6 protein-coding genes are annotated in these 23,768 nt (G+C 67.7%); 5 read left to right on the top strand and 1 reads right to left on the bottom strand.

What is annotated here, in order from left to right:
* Positions 1 to 108 precede the first annotated feature (108 nt).
* Positions 109 to 18,048: a non-ribosomal peptide synthetase gene (locus GFS60_RS04045; protein ID WP_159919080.1), complete on the bottom strand. Its 17,940-nt coding sequence runs from the start codon at positions 18,046 to 18,048 to the stop codon at positions 109 to 111.
* Between the two features lie 225 nt (positions 18,049 to 18,273).
* On the opposite strand from GFS60_RS04045, the gene uraD reads away from it, so the two are divergent.
* The 5 genes from uraD to GFS60_RS04020 all read left to right on the top strand — a co-directional run bounded on the left by uraD (position 18,274) and on the right by GFS60_RS04020 (position 23,658).
* Positions 18,274 to 18,786 carry a 2-oxo-4-hydroxy-4-carboxy-5-ureidoimidazoline decarboxylase gene (uraD, locus tag GFS60_RS04040; protein WP_159919079.1) on the top strand — a complete coding sequence of 171 codons (513 nt, stop codon included), beginning with the start codon at positions 18,274 to 18,276 and terminating at the stop codon, positions 18,784 to 18,786.
* Positions 18,786 to 19,115: a hydroxyisourate hydrolase gene (gene uraH / locus GFS60_RS04035; RefSeq protein ID WP_159919078.1), complete on the top strand. Its 330-nt coding sequence runs from the start codon at positions 18,786 to 18,788 to the stop codon at positions 19,113 to 19,115. Before uraD ends, uraH begins: the two co-directional genes overlap by 1 nt.
* A gap of 2 nt (positions 19,116 to 19,117) precedes the next feature.
* The gene (pucL, locus tag GFS60_RS04030) at positions 19,118 to 20,047 is read left to right on the top strand and encodes a factor-independent urate hydroxylase (protein ID WP_201453499.1); all 930 of its coding nucleotides are present in this window, start codon (positions 19,118 to 19,120) and stop codon (positions 20,045 to 20,047) included.
* A 69-nt stretch (positions 20,048 to 20,116) separates the two neighbouring features.
* Positions 20,117 to 20,926 (top strand): FAD binding domain-containing protein, encoded by an 810-nt coding sequence (locus tag GFS60_RS04025; protein ID WP_159919077.1) that lies wholly within the window; start codon positions 20,117 to 20,119, stop codon positions 20,924 to 20,926.
* The gene (locus GFS60_RS04020) at positions 20,923 to 23,658 is read left to right on the top strand and encodes a molybdopterin-dependent oxidoreductase (protein WP_159919076.1); all 2,736 of its coding nucleotides are present in this window, start codon (positions 20,923 to 20,925) and stop codon (positions 23,656 to 23,658) included. Before GFS60_RS04025 ends, GFS60_RS04020 begins: the two co-directional genes overlap by 4 nt.
* Positions 23,659 to 23,768 lie beyond the last annotated feature (110 nt).

The raw sequence follows: 23,768 nt of genomic DNA, 5'->3' as shown, positions 1-23,768 counted from the left end.
GCGGAGAAACGAGAGAAGGCGCTCGAGTCGACTCAGATCGTCCGAAAGCGGAAGAAATGAAGAGCTTGTGACGTCAGCACCAGCCGTCGCATCACCACCCGGCGGGTCTTATCGGTCGATCTCCATTCTCCAAGCGTGATGCACGGCGTCGGCCAAGTGTGCGGCGAGCAGTGGGCCGATCACACTGACCGCGGAAGGTTCGGTCATCTGCCAATGATTCGCAGCCACAGAATGGTTCGCGATCCGCCCGTTCACCCAGGGGCGCCAGGTGCCGACCGCACGCCGCAGCGTCGGATCATCGTGCGCCGCCGTGAAGAACAGCACGTCGCCGTCGAACAACCCGGGCCGGTAGTCGCTCATGAGGGTGGCGTTGTGGTGCGCGGCCGCGGTCAGGCGATGCAGGTACTCGGGGCTCAGGGCCGACAGCACGTCCGCCGTGTCCTCCTCGCGAACCGCCGCCTCACCGCTGCCCTCCGACTGCTGCGTTTCCGCGAAGCTGTCGAGCATGACGAGTGAACCCACCACGTGGCCGGTCTCCTGCAGTCGCACCGCCATCGCATGGGCAATGACGCCACCGATCGACCAGCCGGCCAGATCATAGGGGCCTTCGGGCTGGATCCGCTGCACCTCGACGAGATACCGGTCGGCAAGTTCCTCGATCGAGCCGGGCAGCACCTCTCCCACGACGGCCGGAGTCTGAATGCCGAAGACAGGGCGGTTTTCGTCGATGTGTTCGGCGAATCCCGTGTAACACCAGGCCAGTCCGCTGATCGGGTGGATCCAGAACATCGGCGCACCCGCCCCACCCGCGCGGATCGGGAAGACCACGTCGAGCGCGGGATCCTCGGTGTCGCCGTCGGCCGCGTCCATGCGGGCCGCGATCGCGGCGGGTGTCGGCTCGGTCATCAACCATTGCAGCGACACGGTCACGTCGCTGCCGGCCCGTAGTCGGCTCACCGCCCGCATCGCGGACAGCGATGTGCCACCGAGGTCGAAGAAGTTGTCCTCGGCGCCGACCCTGTCGACTCCCAGGACTTCGGCGAACACAGCCGCGACCGTGCTCTCGTGTCCCTCGTTCGGCCGACGGTATTCGGCAGCAACGAAATCGGGGCGCGGAAGCGCATCGACGTCAAGCTTCCCGGTGGGGGTGAGCGGGACGGAATCGATGCACACCACCGCCGACGGCACCATGTGCGTCGGCAGAAACTCTGACACGAATGCGCGCACCCGAGCGGGGTCTGGCGCGGACCCCGCGGCGGGGACCACGTAGGACACCAGCACGGTGTCACCCGACGGGCCGCGACGGCCGAGGGTGATCGCGTAGTCGACGTCGGGGTGTTCCAGTACGGCGGCGTCGATTTCACCGAGTTCGATGCGGTAACCCCGGATCTTGACCTGGTGATCCGAGCGGCCGCTGTACTCGAGTTCGCCCGCTGCCGTCCAGCGGACGATGTCGCCGGTGCGGTACATGCGCTCGCCGGGTGCGCCGTAGGGGTTGGCGACGAACCGTTCGGCGGTCAGGCCGTGCCGAGCATGGTAGCCGCGCGCCAATGCCGGTCCCGCGACATACAGCTCACCCGAAACACCGGCAGGAACGGGCCGCAAGCGGGTGTCGAGAACCATGACCTCGAATCCACGCACCGGATGCCCGATCGTGACCGGCGCGCCAGCCACGAGATCACCGACGGTCGAGATATCGGTCGCCTCGGTCGGTCCGTAACCGTTGAGCATGATGCGTCCCGGCTGCCAACGGGCCACCAGTTCGGGAGTACACGCCTCACCACCGACACCGAGGACGCGCAGTTCCTCCAGCCCCTCAGGGTCGATCGAGGACAGCATCGCCGGGGTGATGAGCGCATGCGTCACGTGCTCGTCCCGGACGAAGGCGGCCAATTCGTCCCCGCCGATCACGCTCGGTGGGGTGATCACCAGGGTCGCTGCGGCGGAGAGGGCGGACATCATTTCGCCCACCGCCATGTCGAAGCTGGGCGAGGTGTTGTGCAGGAACCGGGACGACTGCTCGACGCGGTAGTGCTCACGGCGTTCCGCGGCGAGGTTCGCAAGGCCGCCATGGGTGACGACGACACCCTTCGGCCGTCCTGTCGAACCGGACGTGTAAATCATGTACGCCGGGTTCTCGATACGCACAGGCCGCGCGCGTTCCGCGTCGGTCACCGGGGTGGCCGGGATGGCGTCGAGCGCGTCTGTGATCTCGTCGAGAAGGAGCCAGGAGGTATCGTCCGGCAGTCCATCCCGATCCGCAGCGACGGTGATGCCGATGCGGGCGCCGGAGTCGAACAGCATGTGGTCGATGCGCTCCGTCGGGTAGGTGGGATCGACGGGGAGGTAGGCGGCACCCGTTTTAGCCACCGCCCATACCGACAGCACCGATTCCACCGACCGCGACAACGCCACAGCGACGAACGTTTCGGGTCCGACACCCTGCGCGAGCAGCAACCGGGCCAGACGGTTCGACCAGGCGTCGGCCTCGCGGTACGTCCAGTCTCGGCCCTTCCAGGACAGCGCGACCCGTTCCGGGGCGGTACGTGCGGCGGCGTCGATGTTCCCGGCGAGGGTGGTCGGCGCCGCGGCCGGAAGACCGCGCACAGGCGCGAGGGCAGCGTGCTCGTCGGGGTCGAGGATTTCGATCCGGCCGATCGGTGCGGCGGGGTCGGCCACCAGTACGGAGAGAACCCTCAGCAGCCGTGTGCGGAGCGCGGTCACGTACGTCTCGTCGAACACATCGGTGCGATACCTGAGCGTGAACCGCAACCCGTCGTCGGCGAACACCGTGAGAGTGAGCGGGTAGTGGGTGGCTTCCTCGCCGGATACACCGAGGACGGTCATGCCGTCGATCGAGGTCACCTCGGCCAGTGCTGCGGTGTCCACGGGATACGACTCGAACACCGTCAGCGTATCGAACAGGGCGCCGCTGCCCACAGTCTGCTGGACTTCGCTCAGGCCGAGGTAGTGGTGATCGAGCAGCGTCGCCTGTTCGCGCTGCACTCGGATCAGGAGGCCGGCCGCCGATTCGTCCGGGTCGATGCGCACCCGCACGGGCAGGGTGTTGATGAACAGGCCGACCATCGACTCGACGCCCTCGAGTTCCGCGGGGCGGCCCGATACCGTCGCCCCGAACACCACGTCTTCGCGGCCGAGCATGCGGGACAGCAGAATTCCCCATGCGGCCTGGACGAGCGTGTTGAGCGTGACACCGAGTTCCGCCCCGAGTGCGGTAAGCCGGGTGGACAGCTCAGGTCCGGCGTCTGCGTCCACCGCCGTCACTGCGGTCGGTCCCGCCTGTCCGGAACCGTCGGAGCCGACGACAGTCGGCTGCTCCATACCGGCGAGCGCCTCGGCCCACACGGCCTGGGAGGCGGCGCGGTCTCGCGATGCCAGCCACGACAGGAACGTGCGGTACGACGGCACCCGCGGCAACACGGACGCGTCACCTCGGGTGGCGTACAGAACGAGGAGTTCCTTCAACAGCAACGGCATGGACCAGCCGTCGACGAGGATGTGGTGCAGAGTCACGGCCAGGACGTGGTGCCCGTCGCCGCCGTCGATCAGCGTGAACCGCAGTAGCGGCGGCTCAGCGAGGTCGAACCGGCGCTCGCGGTCTGCGGTGAGCGCCGCGTCCCGCGCAGCGGCTCGAGCGGACTCGTCCACGGCCCCGAGATCGATGGTGCGCCAGGGGATCTCCACGCTGTCGAGGACCACCTGCACGAGTTCGCCGGTACTCGCACCGACGAACGCTGTGCGCAGGTTTGCGTGCCGGTCGAGCAGGGCGGAGATCGCTGTACGCATCCGGTCGGCGTCCACGACGCCACCGAGTTTCAGCACCGTCTGCGTCGTGTAGACGTCCACCGTGTCCTGCGCGAGCTGCGCATGGAAGGCGAGCCCGTGCTGCAGCGGCGACAGCGACCAGACGTCGGACAGCGCCGGGTACTGCTCTTCCCACAGTTCGAGGTCCCGCTGCCCCACCGCGACGAGGGGCACGTCCGACGGCGTGAGCCCGCCCGCCGTTCCGCTGTCCACATGCGCCGCGACCGTGATGAGCGCACTGGTCCACAGGTCCGCAAGCTCCCGGACGTCGGCCGCCGACAGCACTTCCCGGGGATACGAGAAGGTGGCCGTCAACCTGGACTCACCGTCCACACCGGTGACGATCGCGTTGATGTCGAGAACGGCGGCGGCGGGCATGTCGTCGTTGCCAACGCCCCCGAGGTCGCCGAAGTCAGTGGTGGGCGTCCAGCCCAAGTGCGCGAACTCCTCCGGAATGTCCGCCGCCGATACCCGGCCCAGGTAGTTGAAGCTGACCTGAGGGGTGGGGAGGTTGTCCAGCGCCGCGACGGTCTCGGAGTTGAGATGGCGCAGCAGCCCGTAGCCGAGCCCGCGGGCAGGTAGTGCGAGCAGGTTTTCCTTGACGGCCTTGACGGCGCGGGAGGTGTCGCCTGTCCCGGCCAGGGCGGCGTCGACGTCGATTCCACCGAGGTCGATCCGAACCGGATACACGCTGGTGAACCATCCGACCGTGCGGGAGAGGTCGGCGCCGGGCGCCGCCTCCTCCTCGCGTCCGTGGCCCTCCAGTTGCAGGAGAAGTGAGGACTCGTCGATTCCCCGGCGACGCCGCCAGGCGCTCACGGCCAGTGTGAACGCGGCGATCAGCCCGTCGCCGACGCCACCCCGGAAGGCAGCGGGAACGGACGTCATCAGTGATCGCGTCACCGCCGCGTCGAGTTCGACGCGCACGTGGTCGACCGTGGCCAGGACGTCGGTTGCGGGGTCGAACGGCCGGGACCCGAGCGTCGGGTCCGGACCGTCGAGAATCCCCTGCCAGAACGGCAATTCCGCAACTCGCTCCGGGGTGTGCGCGTCCTCGGTCAGGGCGTGCGCCCACCGGCGCATCGACGTGCCGACCGGCGGGAGCGTCGCAGCCTCACCGGACGAGATCTGCGCCCACGCGGCGATCAGATCCGGAATCAGAATGCGCCAGGACACGCCGTCGACCACGAGGTGGTGGGCGGAGACGATCAGACGGCCGCTCCGTCCGGGTACGCCGACCGGGTCGAGCCAGACGCACTGCAGCATGATGCCGGCCCGCGGGTTCAGGCGGTTCAGCGCCGAATCCAGTTCACGCCGAGCCGGTTCGGTCGGATCCGTCCGCGGATCCCAGTCGATCCGGTGCACGAGAGAGTCGACGTCGACGGCGCCTGCCGGTGCCACCTCGAGCGTGTTTTCGCCGACGAGGCGGGCACGCAGGATGTCGTGGTGCTCGATCACGGCCGACAGGGTCGCGATCAGACCTGCCCGGTCGATGCCCACCGGCAACTCCAGTGCGACCGACTGCGAGTAGCGGTCGAGAGTGCCACCGCGTTCGGTGACCAGATGCATCACCGGAGTGAGCGGCATCCGGCCGACACCGCCGCCCGGAAGTTCCTCCAGCACGACGGGTTCGGTGTCGGTGGCGTGGGCCGCCACCTGCGCGAGGGACGCAACGGTCTTGTGCTCGAACACGTCCCGGGGCGAGATGATCAACCCGTGCGCCTTCGCCCTCGACGCGAGCTGGATCGACGCGATGCTGTCGCCACCCAGACCGAAGAACGAATCGTCCACACCGACCGTCGGGACGCCGAGTAGCTCGGCGAACACGCCCGCCAGGATCTTCTCGTTGTCGGTGACCGGCGCCCGGAAACGCGCGGTCGCGGTGACGAAGACCGGTTCGGGCAGCGCTTCTCGGTCGAGCTTCCCGTTCACCGTCACGGGCAGCGCCTCGATCACCATGTAGGCGTCCGGGATCATGGGCGCAGGCAGGGCGTCCTCGAGGTGGCGCCGGATGGCGTCCGTGTCGAGTGCGTGACCGGGAGCACGCACGAGGTAGGCCGCGAGACGCTGCCCCGACGGGGTGTCGTGGACGACGACGGCGGCCTGGCCCACCGTGTCGTGGCGGGTCGCCGCGGACTCGATCTCCCCCAGCTCGATCCGGTTGCCCCGAATCTTCACCTGACTGTCGCCGCGGCCGAAGTACTCGAGTCCGTGCGTTCCGGTCCAGCGGACGATGTCGCCGGTGCGGTACATGCGCTCGCCGGGTGCGCCGTAGGGGTTGGCGACGAACCGTTCGGCGGTCAGGCCGTGCCGAGCATGGTAGCCGCGCGCCAAGGCCGGTCCCGCGACATACAGCTCACCCGAAACACCGGCAGGAACAGGCCGCAAGCGGGTGTCGAGAACCATGACCTCGAATCCACGCACCGGATGCCCGATCGTGACCGGCGCACCGGCCACGAGGTCGCCGACGGTCGAGATATCGGTCGCCTCGGTCGGTCCGTAACCGTTGAGCATGATGCGTCCCGGCTGCCAGCGGGCGACCAGTTCGGGAGTGCACGCCTCACCACCGACACCGAGGACCCGCGACTGCGGGTGTCCGGCCGGGTCCATCGTGGCGAGCACCGCCGGGGTGATCAACGCATGGGTGACCTTCTGACGGTCCAGAAGCTCGGACAGTTCGTCGCCGCCCACGATCTCGGTCGGCGTGATCACCAAGGTAGCGGCGGCGCTCAGCGCCGACACCATCTCGCCGACGGCCATGTCGAAACTGGGCGACGCCTTGTGCAGGAAGCGTGACGACTGCTCGATTCGGTAATGCTCGCGACGTTCGGCGGCAAGGTTCGCAAGGCCGCCGTGCGTGACCACGACACCCTTGGGCAGACCCGTCGAGCCCGACGTGTAGATCATGTATGCCGGATTCTCGACGCGGACCGGGCGGATCCGGTCTGCGTCGGTGATCGGCTCGGCGCTCGCCGACTGGTGCCGGGCGGTGACATCCTCGGTGTCGAGGGTCAGCCAGACGACGGTGTCCGGCAGCGCGGCCCGTTCACCAGACAGCGTGACACCGAGGGCGGCGCCGGAATCGGTGAGAATGTGCGCGATGCGATCCGCCGGGTATGTCGGGTCCACGGGCACGTACGCCGCACCGGTCTTGGCCACCGCCCACACGGCCAGCACCGATTCGAGCGACCGCGGGAGAGCGAGGGCCACGAAGGATTCCGGTCCCACCCCGTGCTCGAGCAGTAGATGGGCCAGGCGCGTGGACCACTCGTCCGCCTCACGATACGTGTACTCGCGACCGTTCCAGCTCAGCGCAGGCGCGTTCGGGTCGGTCCGGACAGCGACGTCGATCAGGCCGGCGAGTGTCGTCGGAGTCGCCGACGGCGCACCCCGTACACACACCGCCGCCCACTCGCTCGGATCGAGGAGGTCGATGTCGCCGACGATCGCGCCCGAATCGGCCACCACTGCGTCGAGGACACGGACGAATCGCCGGGCGATGTCCTCGGCGGTCGCCCGGTCGAAGAGGTCGGTGGCGAATCGCAACGCGCCCGACAATGCACTCGCCGAATCGCCTTCGGTCAGGACCAACGCCAGGTCGAACTGCGCGGTGTCCGCCTCGAACGGAACGGGTTCCACGGTCACGCCCGGCAATTCGAAGCGGGTGACACCGCGGTGCTCGAACGACAGCGCCACCTGGAACAGGGGTGTGTGGGCCTGAGTGCGGACGGGAGTGAGGACGTCGACGAGCCGCTCGAACGGAATGTCCGCGTGCCCGTACGCGCCGAGGTCGGTGTCGCGCACCCGTGTCAGGAGTTCAGTGAAGCTTTCGTGCGCAGCGACGTGCGTACGCAGGACCAGGGTGTTGACGAACATTCCGACCAGGTCGTCGAGGTGCTGCTCGCCGCGACCGCTGACCGGGGTGCCGACGGCGATGTCGGACGTCGACGACAACCGCGACAGCACGACCGCCAGCGCCGCGTGCAGCACCATGAACACGGAGGCGCCGTGATCGCGGGCCGTCTGCTCGAGCGCCAACGCGGTGTCCGCCGGAACGTCGAAGCGCACGGTGTCGCCGCGCTGCGACGGCACGGCCGGGCGGGGCCGATCGGTGGGCAGCTCCAGCACGTCCGGCAGCCCGGACAGCGTCTCGGTCCAGTACCGGATCTGCTGTGCGGCCAGTGATTCGGGATCGGACTCGGAACCCAGTGCCGCGTGCTGCCAGATCGCGAAATCGGCGTACTGCATCGGAAGCGGTGACCAGTTCGGAGCGTGTCCCGCACTTCGGGCGGTATAGGCGACCATGACATCGCGAGCGAGCGGACCCATGGACACGGCGTCGCCGCTGATGTGGTGAACGACGATGACAAGGACATGCTCGTCGACGGCGGTGCGCAGAAGTCTCCCGCGAAGGGGAATTCCCGCGGTCACGTCGAAGCCGCCGTGCAGGACGCGGGTCACCTCACCCACAAGTTCGTCGGTGGTCACGTCGACCGGGGTGAGATCGAGGTCGACCCGGTCGGCAGGCAGAATCACCTGCACGGGGCCGTCACCGTTGTCGGGAAAGACCGTGCGCAGCGACTCGTGCCGTTCCAGCACGTCGTGGACCGCGGTGTGGAGGGCCGCGACGTTCAGCGTCCCCGTCAGCCGGATCGCGAGCGGAAGGTTGTACGCCGCCGACTCCGGATCGAAGCGATTGAGGAACCACATCCGGTTCTGCGCCGACGACAACGGGATTCGCTCGGGACGCGGAGCGGCCACGAGTGCCGTTCCGCCGCCCGTTCCAGCGAGGAGGGCAACGCGCGCTGCGAGTGCCTCGACGGTGGGGGCGTCGAACAGCTCCCGCACGGGAACTCTGCTGTCGAGTGCACGGCCGAGTCGGGCGGCGACCTGGGTAGCGATCAGAGAGTTACCGCCGAGGGCGAAGAAGTCGTCGTCGAGGCCGACCCGCTCGACACCCAGGACGTCGGCGAAGACCTGGGCGACGACGCTTTCGGTAGCGGTGGTTGGCGCCCGGAAAACGCGGGCCTCGAACGTGGGTGCGGGCAGGGCTTTCCGGTCGAGTTTGCCGGAGGTGCCGAGGGGGAAACTGTCGAGGACCAGGATAGTTTCGGGCAGCATGTAGCTGGGCAGCGTGTGTGCGATCGCGGTGCGCAATTCATCGACGTCGACGTCCGAACCCGCGGTCGGGACGACATAACCCACGAGATGATCACCGCTGCCGGTCGGGACGACGAGCACCGCCACCTGCGACACCTGAGCATGGGCGAGCAGAGCGGTCTCGATCTCACCGAGCTCGATGCGCTGGCCACGGAACTTGACCTGAAAATCGGTGCGCCCGATGTATACGAGTTCACCGGTCGTGTTCCAACGGACGAGGTCACCGGTGCGGTACATCCGCTCCCCCGCGCTGGTGAAGGGGTCGGCGACGAAGCGGTCGGCGGTGAGGTCGACACGGCCGTGGTAGCCGCGGGCTAGTTGGATGCCGGCGAGGTAGAGCTCGCCGGGGACTCCGGCGGGGACGGGGTGCAACCTCGAATCAAGGACATAGACGCGGCTGTTCCACTCCGGTGTACCGATCGACACCGCACCACCCTCAGGCGTGTCGGTGACATCCGCGTAGGTGATCGACACCGCGGCCTCGGTCGGCCCATAAAGATTGTGGACCCGCGCCGCCGAAATCTCGGTGAAGTCCCGAACAGTCGCCGCGGGCAAGGCCTCACCGATCACGAATACGTGCCGCAGGGTGGTCAGCGCCTCACGTCCGACGCCGTCGGCGAAGACGGACAACATGGACGGCACGAAGTCGGTGACCGTCACCCGGTGCTCTCGAATGGTGTCGGCGAGGTACTGCGGGTCGCGGTGCCCGTCCGGTGCCGCGACCACCAGCGTCGCGCCGGCAGCCAGCGGAAGGAAGTAACCCCACAGGGACACATCGAATGTCGTTGCGGTCTTCTGCAAGTACACGTCCGACGCGTCGAGTACGTACTCGGAACGCATCCAGGCGATCTGGTTCACGATCGCCCGGTGCGTCACCGCGACGCCCTTGGGCTTGCCGGTCGAGCCCGACGTGAAGATCACATAGGCGACCCCATCCGGGTGCACCGTCGAATTCGTCAGCGGTGCCGACGAAACGCCGTCGACATCGAGAGAGTCGACAAGGATGACGGACCGCTCACTCGCAAAAGCGTCCCGCGACGTCGACAGGACACAGATCGGATCGGCCGCATCGAGGATGTACTGGATGCGATCGGCCGGATGGTCCGGGTCCACGGGAACATAACCGCCGCCCGCGGTCAGAACCGCATACATACCGACGACCAGGTCCACGGAACGGCGCATGGCCAACGCCACCAACGATTCCGGACCCACGCCCTCGGAGATCAGAACCCGCGCCAACCGGTTCACCCGACCCGCGAACTCCCGGTAGGTCAGCGATTCACCCTCGAAGACGAGTGCCGGCGCATCCGGGGTCAGGCGTACCTGGTCCGCGAAGGCGTCAAGTAGCAGGGCCTCGGGCAGCGCATGGTCCGTCCGGTTGCGAATGTCGACCAGCTCTGTGTATTCCGGCGCGTCGAGCAGGGCCGCGTCACCGACCGGTGTCGATGGGTCCGCGGCCACGGCCCGCAGGATGCGGGTGAATTGTTCGGCGAACGTTGCGATGGTCGACGCGTCGAACAGGTCGGTGGCGTAGGTGAAGGACGCGTGGATTCCGCCGTCAGCCTGTTCGGTGAGGGTCAGATGCAGATCGAACTCGGCCGTCTGCAGCTCCGCCGGGACGGTCGAGACTGCGAGTCCCGGCAGGTCGAACGTGGTGGGGGCCAGGTTCTGGAAGGACAGGGCGACCTGGAACAGAGGGTGCCGACCCTGTGAGCGAACCGGATCGAGAACTTCTACCAACCGCTCGAACGGCACGTCGGCATGCGAGAACGCACCCAAATCGGTTTCGCGGGTGCGCTCCACCAACTCGTCGAACGTGGCCTCCGGCGCGACGTGGGTCCGCAGGACGAGGGTGTTGACGAACATGCCCACGAGGTCGTCGAGGGCCTGCTCGCCCCGGCCGGCAACGGGAGTTCCGACCACGATGTCGGCGGAGTTCGAGAGCCGGCTCAGGAACACCGCGTAGGCGGCGTGCACGGTCATGAACAGGCTGGCGTCGCGAGTAGCCGCGAGTTCACGCAGCAATTCGTGGGTGTGGGCGTCGACATCGAACGTCAGCTCGCTGCCGCGGTGTGACTGTCGGCGTGGACGCGGCCGATCGGTGGGCAGGGTGAGCTCGTCCGGCAGCTCGGCGAGACTGCGCACCCAGTACTCGGTTTGGCGGGACACCAGCGAGGCGGGGTCGTCCTCGTTGCCGAGCAGTTCGCGGTGCCAGAGGCTGTAGTCGGCGTACTGGACCGGGAGTGGCGACCACGCAGGCTCGTCCTGTTGCGCACGTGCGGTGTACGCGAGCATCACGTCGCGGGCCAGCGGCGCGAGCGAGAAACCGTCGGCGGCGATGTGATGGACCACGACGACGAGAAGGTGCTCGTTCTCGGAGACCGCGAACAGGCCTGCGCGCAGGGGTGGTTCCACGGTGAGGTCGAATCCCGTAGTCGCGAACTCCACTGCCCGCTGCAGCGCCTCGCTCTCGGTCACCTCGAGCACGGTGAGGTCCGGGAGCGCCGACTCGATGGAGACCAGGACCTGGTGTGGGCCGGTGGGTGAGTCGGGATAGATCGTGCGCAGTGCCTCGTGCCGTTCGAGGACGTCGCTGAGCGCTGCCTGCAGAGCGGAGACGTCGAGCGTCCCGGTCAGGCGGAGGGCGAGCGGCAGGTTGTCGACGGTGGAACCCGGGTCGAAACGGTTGAGGAACCACACCCGCGCCTGCGCCGGAGACAGCGGAATCCGATCCGGTCTCGGACGTGCCTCCAGGACCGGGCGGTCGGACCGTCCGGCGGTGTCCACGGCGGCGGCCAGCGCCGCGACGGTGGGTGCGTCGAACAGCGACCGCACGGACAGGGACGTGCCCGTGGCCGCGCGCAGGCGGGCGATCACCTGGGTGGCGGACAGGGAGTTGCCGCCGATCTCGAAGAAGCTGTCGTCGGCTCCTACCCTGTCGACGTCGAGGATCTCCGTGAACACCCGCGCGACAAGCAGTTCGGTGGCGGTCGAGGGCGCCCGGAACACCGTCCGCGCCGCAAATGTCGGGGCGGGTAGCGCCGGGCGGTCGATCTTCCCGGCCGGGGTGAGCGGAAGGGCGTCGAGGACTGTGACGGTTGCCGGCACGAGCGCGCGGGGCAGCAGTTCTGCCGCGGCCGCCAGGATGTCGGAGACGTCGGGGCTGGTTCCCGGCGCTGGCACGACGTAACCAACGAGTTGATCGCCGAGCCGGGGGTGGTGATGGACGGACGCTGCCGCGGCCACCACGTCGCCGTGCCGGGACAGCGCGGCCTCGACCTCACCGAGTTCGAGGCGCAGACCCCGCAGTTTCACCTGCGAGTCGGCGCGGCCCACATAGGTGAGCTGCCCGTCGAATCGCAGCCGCACCAGGTCACCGGTCCGGTACATCCGGCTACCCTGGGGTCCAGAGGGGTTGGCGACGAACCGTTCCGACGTCAGTCCGTGCCGGGCGTGATATCCGCGGGCGAGGCCGGGACCGGACAGGTACAACTCACCCGTGACACCGCGCGGCACGGGCCGCAGCCGGGAGTCGACGACCAGTGCCTGCGTGCCGTCGAGTGGGCTGCCGATGGTGATGTCGGCGCCCGGGGTGAGCGGTTCACCGAGGGTGACGACGATGGTGGTTTCGGTGGGGCCGTAACTGTTGAAGAAACGGCGCCCCGGGGAGAACTGTTCGACCAGCTGCGGTGGGCACACCTCCCCCCCGACGACGACGGTGCGCAGTTCACCGAGTGCGCTCGCATCGATGGTGCTCAATGCGGCTGGGGCAGTGAGCACGTGGGTGACGCGCTGGTCGCGGAGCAGGGCGGTGAGGTCTTCGCCGCCGACCACCGACGGCGGCGCGATCACCAGGGTGGCCCCGGCGCTGAACGCTTGAATCATTTCGAAGACGGAGGCGTCGAAGCTTGCGGACGACAACCGGAGCACGCGGGACTGCGACGTAGTGCCCAGTTCCGGGCGTGCCTCCGCCGTGAATGCGCTCAATCCCGTATGAGTGACCGTGACGCCCTTGGGGGTTCCGGTGGAGCCGGACGTATAGATGAGATACGCCGGATGCTGCAGGCGCAGCGGCATAGTGCGGTCGCGATCGGTGACCGGTGCGGCCGACGTGACGTGTGCGACGTCGTCCAGCAGCAGCCACTCGGTACCGCCGGGCAGCCCCGCCGCGGTGGCGGTGTCGGTCAACCCGAGCGCCGCACCCGAGTCGGAGAGCATGTGCTCCATGCGTTCGCGAGGGTAGCTCGGATCGACGGGCACGAACGCAGCGCCCGTTTTGGTCACGGCCCACACGGCGAGGGCGGCCTGGGCGGTTCGCGGAAGTGCCAGCGCTACAACCATTTCCGGACCCACGCCGTGTGTGATGAGTACGCGCGCCAACTGGTTCGATTGCGCGTCGAGGTCCGCGTAGGAGAGTTCCCCCTCCTCCGACACGAGTGCGATCTCGCCGCGCCCGGCACCGCTCGTGAAGATGTCCGGCAACGTGCGTGCGACCACGGCAGGCGGTTCGGGTGGCGCGGTCAGTGCGGCGTGTTCGTCTGCGGTCAGCAGGTCCAGATCGCCGACCGCGCATCTCGGATCGGTGATCCCCTGCCGCAGAAAATTCTCGAAGCGGACGGAGAACGAGTCGATCGTGTCGCGGTCGAACAGATCGGTGGCGAAAATCCAGGACGCCGCCATTGCGGCACCGTCGGGGCGGAGGGTCAACTGCAGATCGAACTTCGCCGGCACCACACCGAGATCCAGTGCCGACACCGACAGACCGGGAAGCGTGAGCTGGTTGACGCTCTGATCCTCGAGCGACAGCGCAACCTGGAAGATCGGCGAATACGCCTGGGAGCGTGCCGGTTGCAGTAGGTCGATCAACCGCTCGAACGGCAGGTCCGCGTTGCCGTACGCCGCAAGATCGGTCTCCCGGACGTGCCCGAGCACCTCCGCGAACGAGGACGCCGGATCGATGTGGGTCCGCAATGCGAGCGTGCCGACGAACATGCCCACCAGGTCGTCGAGGGCCTGCTCGCCGCGTCCCGCGACCGGAGTGCCCACCACCACGTCTGTGGTCGCGGCGAGGCGCGCGAGCAGTGTGGCCAGGGCCGCGTGCACCACCATGAAGAGGGTGGCGCCGTGGCTGCGTCCGAACGCCGTGGCTTGCTCGACGAGTGCGCTGTCGAGACGGAACGTCGAGATCTCCCCGCGCAGTGACGCCACGGCCGGCCGACGCCGGTCGGTGGGCAGCTCGAGCAGCTCCGCGGCGCCGCGCAGTTGCTGACGCCAGTACGCAGCCTGGCGTGCGGCAACACTTCCCTCTTCGGACTCGGAGCCGAGGAGCTGCCGCTGCCAGACACTGTAGTCGGCGTACTGGACGGCGAGCGGTGTCCAGTCCGGGGTCTGGTGGCCGACGCGGGCGGTGTACGCCAGCATCAGGTCGCGGGCGAGCGGCCCCATCGACGCGCCGTCCGCACTGATGTGATGCACCACCACGACGAGAACGTGTTCGTCCGGTGACAGCTCGAATACGCTGCTGCGCAACGGGACCGATGCCGTCACGTCGAAGCCGGTGGACAGCTCGGCGGTCAGCACTGCGAACAGCTGTTCTTCGTCGTCGACGCGGCGCGGTTCGACGTCCAGCGCGAGGTCGTCGAGGGGGACGATCAGCTGATACGGGCCGTCGGCAGAGTCGGGATACACGGTCCGCAGCGCCTCGTGGCGCTCCAGGACGTCCCGCAGCGCCGCCCCGAGGGCAACGGTGTCGAGGTCGCCGGACAGCCGCAGTACGAGCGGAATGTTGTAGGCCACCGACTCGGGGTCGTAGCGGTTGAGGATCCACATCCGGGACTGCGCCGCGGACAGGGGAATGCGATCCGGTCGTTCGATGCCCACCAGCGCCGGGCGGTCCCCGCGCTCGGCGGCGTCGACCACCGCGGCGAGAGCCGAGACTCCCGGCGACTCGAAGATCACCCGCACGGCCAACGACGTGCCTGCCGACTCGTTGACCCGGCCGATCACCCGGGTGGCACTCAGCGAATCGCCGCCCAGATCGAAGAAATCGTCCTCGGCTCCGACCACGCCGGCACCGAGCACACCGGCGTAGGCGGCCGCGACCAGCCGTTCGGTGTCGGTGCGCGGGGCCACGTACTCGCGGACCGCGAAGACCGGTTCGGGTAGGGCTTCACGGTCAACCTTGCCCGCCGGGGTGAGCGGAACCCGGTCGAGCTCCATCACGGTGGACGGCACCATGTAGCTGGGCAGGAGGCGGGCAGCGTGCGCGGCGAGCGCGGCCTGATCGAAACGCGAATTCGGCCGCATTCGCACGTACGACACCAGCACCGAGGTGCCGCCCTCACGTTCCCGCACGGCGGACACCGCGAAGTCCACCGACTCGTGCCCCGACAGCACCGCATCGATTTCACCGAGTTCGATGCGCAGTCCGTGCAGCTGTACCTGGAAGTCGCTGCGGCCCAGATACTCGAGGACGGGTTGCTCGCCGCGGCTCCACCGCACGAGGTCGCCGGTGCGGTACAGGCGGTTACCACCGCCCCCGGGGAACGGATCGGCGACGAATCGCGACGCCGTCAGACCCGAACGGCCGTGATAGCCCTCGGCGAGCCCGGGGCCCCCGAGATACAGCTCCCCTGTCACCCCGCGCGGCACCGGCCGCAGCCAGCGGTCCAGGACGACTGCTCGTGCGCCCTGCATCGGGCCGCCGATCGTGATCGCGGCGGGGTCGGTCTGCGGACCCGTCATGGTGATCACGATCGTCGACTCGGTGGGGCCGTAGCTGTTGTAGAGACGGCAGCGGCTGCCGAACCGCTCCACGAGATCCGGCGGGCACACATCGCCACCGACGACCACAGCCTCGAGCGAGTCGAGGTCGGCGGCGTCCACGGTTCCCAATACCGCGGGTGCACTGATGATGTGGGTGACCCGCTGCGAACGGAGGAGAGCCGTGAGTTCGTCGCCGCCATACACGCCCGGTGGCGCAATCACCATCGTCGCGCCCGCACTGAACGCCTGCACCATCTCGAACACGGACGCGTCGAAGCTCGACGAGGAGAAGCGCAGTACCCGCGAGTCGCGCGTCACGCCGAGCTCGGGCAGGGCCCACGCGGCGAACGCGGCCAGGCCGGTGTGCGTGACCACCACACCTTTCGGCGTGCCCGTGGAACCCGAGGTGTAGATCATGTACGCCGGGTGGTGAGGTGTCAGTGGTACCGGGCGATCGGCGTCCGTCACCGGTGCGACCGACAGCTTCGCGCACGCAGACGTGAGCGCGGGGTCGTCGAGGGCGAGCCATTCGACGCCGGTTCCCTCGAGCAGGTCGCGGTGCGCGGTGGCCGTCAAACCGAGACTCACGCCCGAATCGGACAACATGTGGGCGATGCGCTCGGCCGGGTAGGCCGGGTCGACGGGGACGAACGCCGCCCCCGACTTCGCCACGGCCCACACCGCCACGACGGAGTCGACGGACCGGGTGAACGACACCGCCACGAAGTCACCGGGGCCCACTCCGCGGGTCAGCAGCAGTCGTGCGAGCGCGGTGCTGCGCTCGTCGAGTTCGCGGTAGCCGGTCGTTGCTCCATCGAGAATCAGTGCCGTGCCGTCGGGGTTCGCCCGGACCCCGGCTTCGAACAGATCGACCAGCAGCAACGGGTCGGGTGCCGCCGGGCCGGCGGCAGGCACGAGTTGTGCGTGCTCGTCCGCCGTCAGCACGTCCAGGTGTGCAACCGGGGTGTCCGGGTCCGCGTCGGCGAACCGGGCCAGCAGGTCGAGGAACCGCGCGTGGTGTCCGGCGAGTTCCTCGGCCCCGTACAGGGCGGGGTTCGCCTCGAAATCGATGCGCGACGAACTTCCCGCCACGCTCGGGTACAGGTTGACGGAGAGGTCCTCGACCGGTCCGGTCGACAGGACGTGGAACCGACCGGTGAGCTCGGCGAGGGTGATTTCGGAATGGAAGTTCATGATGTTGATCGCGGGACCGAAGAAGCCCCGCTGATCCTGGGCGGCGCCGGCGTCGCGGCGGATGTCCTCGCTGCGGTAGCGCTGGTGGCGCAACGCACCGGTGAGTTCGAGCTGGACGGCGGAGACCAGCGCGGCGACCGTCGTGTCCGGGGTGATCGACACCCGCAGCGGCACCACATTGGACACCATGCCGCCCGATCGACGCAGCACGGCGTTGGTGCGGGCCGACACGGGCAGACTGAGAACGATGTCGTCCGAACCTGTCATCCGGGCGACGAAAGCTGCGGTCGCGGCCACGGCGACAGCCGCGAAGGCGGAGTTGAGACGCGAGGTCGCCCCGTCCACCGACCGGGCGACGTCGGTGGGCACCTGCCCGCCGTGCCAGCGGGACCGAGCCTGCGCCGGGGCAGTGCGGCCCGCAAGGCTGACCGGGACGGGGAGGTTCCGGGATCGGGTCGCCCAGTAGTCGCGGTCGGTGAGGTACCGGGAAGAACCGATGTATGCGTCCTCGGCGGCCGAAACCTCTCGGAGGTCACCCGCCACCGACGGCGTCGGCTCCACACCCCGGATCTCGGCCGTGTACAACTCGGCGGCGCGGCTCATGAACTTCATGGCGCCGTAGCCGTCGAGCGCGATGTGGTGGATGCGGCAGTACCAGAGATGGTGGTGATCACCGATCTGCAGGGTGGCCGCCCGGATCAGCCGGTCCGAGAGCAGATCCAGCGGTGCGGTGTAGTCGGCGCGCATCCACTCGACTGCGGCAGCGTGGGGGTCCGGCTCCGCCCGGAAATCGTGGTGTCCCACCCCGTCGTCGAGAGTGAGGTCGACAGTCTGGAGCGGTTCGCCGTCGATCTCGACGATCCGGAGCATCCCGCTACCGATCTCGCGGGCAGCGACCTGACCTGCACGTCGAAAAGCATCGACATCCAGAGCGCCCTCGACGTCGATGTACTGCGCAATCGTGATCGGCACTTCGCCCATGAGGTGCTGGGCATACCAGATACCGCGCTGAGCGGCGGTGAGGGCGAAAAAGTGCGAATCGTTCTCGTTGACACTGGTGTCAACGCGGGCGGACGTACCAGCCGCGAACTCTGCCGGTTCCACGAATCGTTCTCTTATCTACTAGGAGCGGCGAGACGACTCTTGCTCCGGTGACCGACTACGTGTGCCCTGCGGTGGTTACACCCCGTGGGACAACTTACGTAGGGTTGCATAACCTACATAAGGTCGTCAAATCGCTCGGGTGTAACTGGATCGGTAAGTCGACGCGCCACCCGTGCGCCTTTGTGGTAGCCAGAGGTACCAGAAAGGCGCACGGGAGGAGCACCGATGACCGAACCGCCCGGCCTGAGCACCGTGAACGAGTGGAGCGACGAGCAGGCCGTCGCCTTGCTGACCGAGTGTTGTTCGTCGACGGTGTGGGCTCGCCGGGTGGCCGCCGCGCGGCCGTTCCGCACGACCGAAGAGCTCTATACCCGCGCCGACGAGGTTCTCGCCGAACTCACCGAAGCCGAGATCGACGAGGCCTTGGCCGGGCATCCGCGCATCGGCGACCGCCCCGACAACGCGTCGTCGGCGCGTGAGCAGTCCGCAGTCGCTTCCGCCGACCGCGAGTTGCGGGCGAAACTTCGCGCGGGAAACGAGGAGTACGAGAAAAAGTTCGGGCACGTCTACCTCGTGTGCGCGTCCGGACGTTCTGCGCAGGAACTGCTCGACGTGCTGCACCGACGCCTCGACAACGACAGCAGCACCGAGCGCAGGGTTCTACGGGCGGAACTCGCCGCGATCAACCGGTTGCGTCTCGTACGGTTGCTGAACCACTCCACCGAAGGAGGACGTTGATGACCAGAATCCTCAGCACGCACGTGCTGGACGCAACGACCGGTGAGCCGGCAGCCGGACTGCACGTGCGGCTCGAATCCCTCGAGGGTGAACCGATCGCCTCCGCGATGACCGGCGTCGACGGCCGCATCCCCGAAATTGCACCCGAGGGCCTGATCGCGGAGACGTATTGCCTCGTGTTCGACACCGGTGATTATTTCGGTCGGCGCGGCCAGGACACCTTCTACCCGGTGGTGACCGTCACCTTCGAGTTGAGATATCCCCAGCGCGGCTACCACGTTCCGTTGTTGTTGTCCCCCTATGGCTATTCCACCTATCGCGGGAGCTGAACGTGAGTAATCCGAACAACGGCCCCCACCTCGGGGGCAAGATCGTCCTGGGTAAGAACCAGTATGGGAAGGCTGAGAACCGGATCGTCCGGATCTACCGCGACACCCCTCGGCACGAGATCCGGGACGTGAGCGTCTCCACCTGTCTTCGAGGTGACTTCTCCGCCGCGCACCTCGAGGGCGATCAGAGCACCGTGCTGCCCACGGATAGTCAGAAGCAGACCGCCTTCTCCTACGCGAAGGAGAAGGGACTCGATTCCATCGAGGAATACGGACTGGCGTTGGCGCGGCATTTCGTGAACGACGTCCAACCTGTCGAGGGCGCGCGCATCGAGATCGAGGAGTACTCGTGGGCGCGGGCCGTGGTCGAGGGTGCCGAGCACGATCACACCTGGGTGCGGAAGGGCGAGGAGGTACGTACCGCGGCCATCACGGTCGACGCCGACGGAACATGGGTGGTCGGGGGCCTGAAAGATCTGGTGATTCTGAAATCCACGGGCAGCGAGTTCTTCGGGTTCCTGAAGGACGAGTACACCGTTCTCGAAGAGACCCACGACCGGGTGATGGCCACGTCACTCGTCGTGCAATGGCGGTTCGTCACCACCGAGGTCGACTGGAACAGCGTGTACACCGATATCAAGGAACAGATCGTGTCCACGTTCGCGACAGTGCATTCGTTGGCCCTGCAGCAGACACTCTACGAAATCGGCAAGGCAGTCCTCGAGCGCTGTCCTTTGCTCGCGGAGGTGCGTCTGTCTGCGCCCAACAAGCATCACTTCGCGCACGACCTCGGGCGCTTCGGTGTGGAGAACGACAACGAGGTGTTCCACGCCGCCGACCGCCCCTACGGGCTGATCCAGGCGACGGTTCAGCGTTCCGACGCTCCGGACCCCGGGCCGGCGTGGTCTGCCTACGCAGGTTGGCTGAGTTGACGCCGAGCGGCCGCCCGAGGAACTGCTCGTCGACGGGCGCACGGTGGTCGAGCGTGGGAGGGTGACACCGTGGACCTCTCGTTCGTCACCGACATCGCCACACCGCGCACGCGCGCGGAACTTCCCGTGCCGGAACCGGGATCGGCGTACCTGGCCGGCGGAACCTGGTTGTACTCGGAACCGCAACCGGGTCTCACCCACCTGGTAGATCTCACCACCCTGGGCTGGCAGGCAGTCACGGTGCGCCCCGACGAGCTCGAGGTGGCCGCCACGTGCACCATCGAAACACTCTGCCACACCACATATCCCGATCAATGGATCGGAACAAGCCTGTTCCGCCCGTGCGCCGAAGCGCTCGTCGCGTCGTGGAAGATCTGGCACACCGCCACCGTCGGGGGAAACCTCGCGCTCGCGCTGCCGGCAGGCGCCATGATCACCGCATGCTGCGCACTCGACGCCGAGGTGCTGCTCTGGGCGCCCGACGGGCGCGAACGGCGAATCCCGGTGCTCGAGTTCGTTACCGGCGCTGGGTGCACCCTGCTGGATCCGGGTGAACTGATCCGCAGCATTCATTTCCCGGGATCGGCACTCCGGAGCCGCACGACGCTCCGCAAGATCGCCTATTCGCCGCTCGGCCGGTCCGGCGCACTCCTGGCGGCACGACTCGGACCGGACGGATTCACGCTCGCCGTCACCGCGTCGACCCTGCGCCCCTTCGTACTGCGCTTCCCCGACGTTCCCGACCCTCACGCACTCGACACTGCACTGGCGGAACATATTCCACTCGAGGCGTACTTCACGGACGCACACGGTGTCGTCGACTGGCGGCGCCATGTCACGGCCGTCCTCGCGGAGGAGATCAGGGAGGAACTGGCATGAAGTTCACCGTCGACGGGCAGCCGGTGAACGCCGACCCGCGGCCCGGTCAGTGCCTGCGCACGCTGTTGCGGGACCACGACGTTTTCGCGGTCAAGAAGGGGTGCGACGCCGGTGATTGCGGCGCCTGCACGGTGTTGCTCGACGGCCACCCCGTGCATTCGTGCGTCATTCCGGCGCACCGTGCCGAGGGCCTCGAGGTGACGACGGCCGCGGGGCTGGGGAGCCCCGAACGACTACATCCCGTCCAGGAGCAGTTCGTCGCTGCGGCCGGCTTCCAGTGCGGATTCTGCACTCCAGGAATGGTAGTTACTGCTTCTGCGCTCACCGCCGATCAACGGGCCGACCTTCCCCGCGCCCTGAAGGGAAACTTGTGCCGCTGCACGGGTTACCGCGCGATCCGGGATGCAGTCGGCGGAATCTGCACCACCGAGGACGACTCGAGCGGTCACTCCTCCGGTCGTTCGATTCCTGCCCCCGCCGCCACCCGGGTGGTGTGCGGGGCCGAACCGTACACCCTCGATGTCAGGGTCCAGGGATTGCTCCACGTCCATGTCCTCGGCAGCCCGCACGCCCATGCGCGGATCACCCGCATCGACACCACCGCAGCGGAGGGAGTGCCCGGCGTCCACGCGGTACTCACCCACCGAGACAGCCCGGACATCGCCTTCTCCACCGCACGCCACGAACTCCGCACCGACGACCCGGACGACACCTACATCTTCGACACCGTGCTGCGGTTCGTCGGACAGCGTGTCGCGGCGGTGGTCGCCGACTCGGTCGACATTGCCCGCCGCGCAGCGGAATTGATCGACGTCGACTACGACATTCTGGAGCCTGTATTCGACCCGGACCTGGCACACCGGGCAGGTGCGCCCCTGCTCCATTCCGACAAGGGCGCCGAGTCGCGCATCGCGGATCCCACCCGGAACCTGGTGGCAGAGTTACACGGTGAGGTCGGCGACATCGAATCGGGACTCGAGGCGGCCCGGGCGTCGGGCGCGGTGGTCGAGGGGACGTGGCAGACGCAGCGCGTGCAACACGTCCATCTGGAGACGCATTCCGCGATCGGCTGGCTCGACGACGAGGGGCGACTGACCCTCCGGAGCAGCACTCAGGTTCCCTTCCTCGTACGCGACGAACTGGCACGACTCTTCGCGCTGGACCGTTCCGAGGTCCGGGTGTTCACCGCCCGAATCGGTGGTGGATTCGGCGCCAAACAAGAAATGCTCGTCGAGGACCTCGTCGCGCTTGCGGTTTCGCGCACCGGTAAGCCCGTGCAGTACGAGTTCACCCGCTCGGACCAGTTCACCACCGCGCCGTGCCGCCATCCCATGCGGGTCGCAGTGCGGGCCGGGGCCGATGGAGACGGAAGGCTGACCGCGCTCGCCGTGGACGTGCTGTCGGACGCCGGAGCCTACGGGAATCATTCCGCGGGGGTGATGTTCCACAGCTGCGGAGAGTCGGTCGCGCTGTACCGCTCTCCCAACAAGCGGGTCGATGCCCGCGCCGTGTACACCAACAACCTGCCGTCGGGCGCCTTCCGCGGATACGGGCTCGGACAGGTCATTTTCGGTATCGAGTCGGCGTTGGACGAGCTTGCCCGAAAGCTGGGCATCGACCCCTTCGATTTCCGCCGCCGTAACGTGATCGTTCCGGGGGACGACTTCGTCGAAGCCGAGGTGGCGCACGACGACCTCACCTACGGGAGCTACGGGCTCGACCAATGCCTCGACCTCGCCGAGGCAGCCCTGCGCCGGGGCAATGGAGTTGCCGCGCCGGATGGCCCGCGGTGGAAAGTCGGGGAGGGCATGGCGGCGTCCATGATCGCAACCATTCCGCCGCGTGGGCACTTCGCCGAGGCGTCCTGCACTCTCGTCGCGGGCGGCCGTTACGAAGTGCGGGTAGGGACCGCCGAATTCGGCAACGGAACCACGACCGTGCACGCGCAGCTCGCGGCGACCGCGCTCGGTACCACCGTCGATCGAATCATCGTCCGCCAGTCCGACACCGACCTCACTGGGCACGACACGGGAGCGTTCGGGTCGGCCGGAAGTGTGGTTGCCGGGAAGGCAGTCGATCAGGCATGCAACAGTCTGCGCGCACTTCTGTCCAGAACCGCGTGCCGCATCGCCGGTGTCGCCGAGGACGCGGAATGCTCGCTGACACCGGAGGGCGTCCGGATCGGCACCCAGGTGATCGAATGGGACAAGCTCGCAGCCGAGGGCGTTCTTCGAGCCGAGGGTCGGCACGACGGCACTCCCCGCTCAGTGGTCTTCAACGTGCATGCATTCCGGGTCGCCGTCGACACGGTCACCGGTGAGGTACGAATTCTGCAGTCGGTTCAATCCGCCGACGCGGGGACCGTCCTCAATCCGCAGCAGTGCCGTGGGCAGGTCGAGGGAGGCGTAGCTCAGGCGATCGGCAGTGCGCTGTATGAAGAGATCCGTCTCGACGGCGCCGGAACAGTCCTGGGACCTCAGCTGAGGAACTATCACATCCCTCAACTGGCCGATATCCCTGAGACCGAGGTGTATTTCGCGGACACCTACGACCAATTAGGTCCACTGGGCGCCAAATCCATGAGCGAGTCGCCGTACAACCCGGTGGCCCCGGCCTTGGCCAACGCCATTGCCGACGCCACCGGCGTTCGCCTGCGACGGTTGCCGATGACTCCGGCACGGGTGTGGCGAGAGATGACCACGGCCCGTGTCGGTCACCTCGAGGCCCCGTAGCCCGTCCCGGTTGTGCACTTGCACCTGTTCGTACGGTCGGGTGCTCGGTCTGTTTCGCCACGATATGGGTCGGATCGGTGGCATTGTGAGTACTGGCCGCTACTGGACGG

Origin of the sequence: Rhodococcus sp. WAY2 (genome assembly GCF_009859915.1) — a bacterium.
Lineage (GTDB): Bacteria > Actinomycetota > Actinomycetes > Mycobacteriales > Mycobacteriaceae > Rhodococcus_F > Rhodococcus_F oxybenzonivorans.
Note: the sequence above shows the minus strand (reverse complement) of the source record. Positions and strands in the feature narration are given on the sequence as shown.

What these genes read in the sequence shown, in the direction of transcription:
- uraD (WP_159919079.1), top strand. Translation starts at nt 18,274, where the DNA reads ATGACCGAACCGCCCGGCCTGAGCACCGTGAACGAGTGGAGCGACGAG.
- uraH (WP_159919078.1), top strand. Translation starts at nt 18,786, where the DNA reads ATGACCAGAATCCTCAGCACGCACGTGCTGGACGCAACGACCGGTGAG.
- GFS60_RS04020 (WP_159919076.1), top strand. Translation starts at nt 20,923, where the DNA reads ATGAAGTTCACCGTCGACGGGCAGCCGGTGAACGCCGACCCGCGGCCC.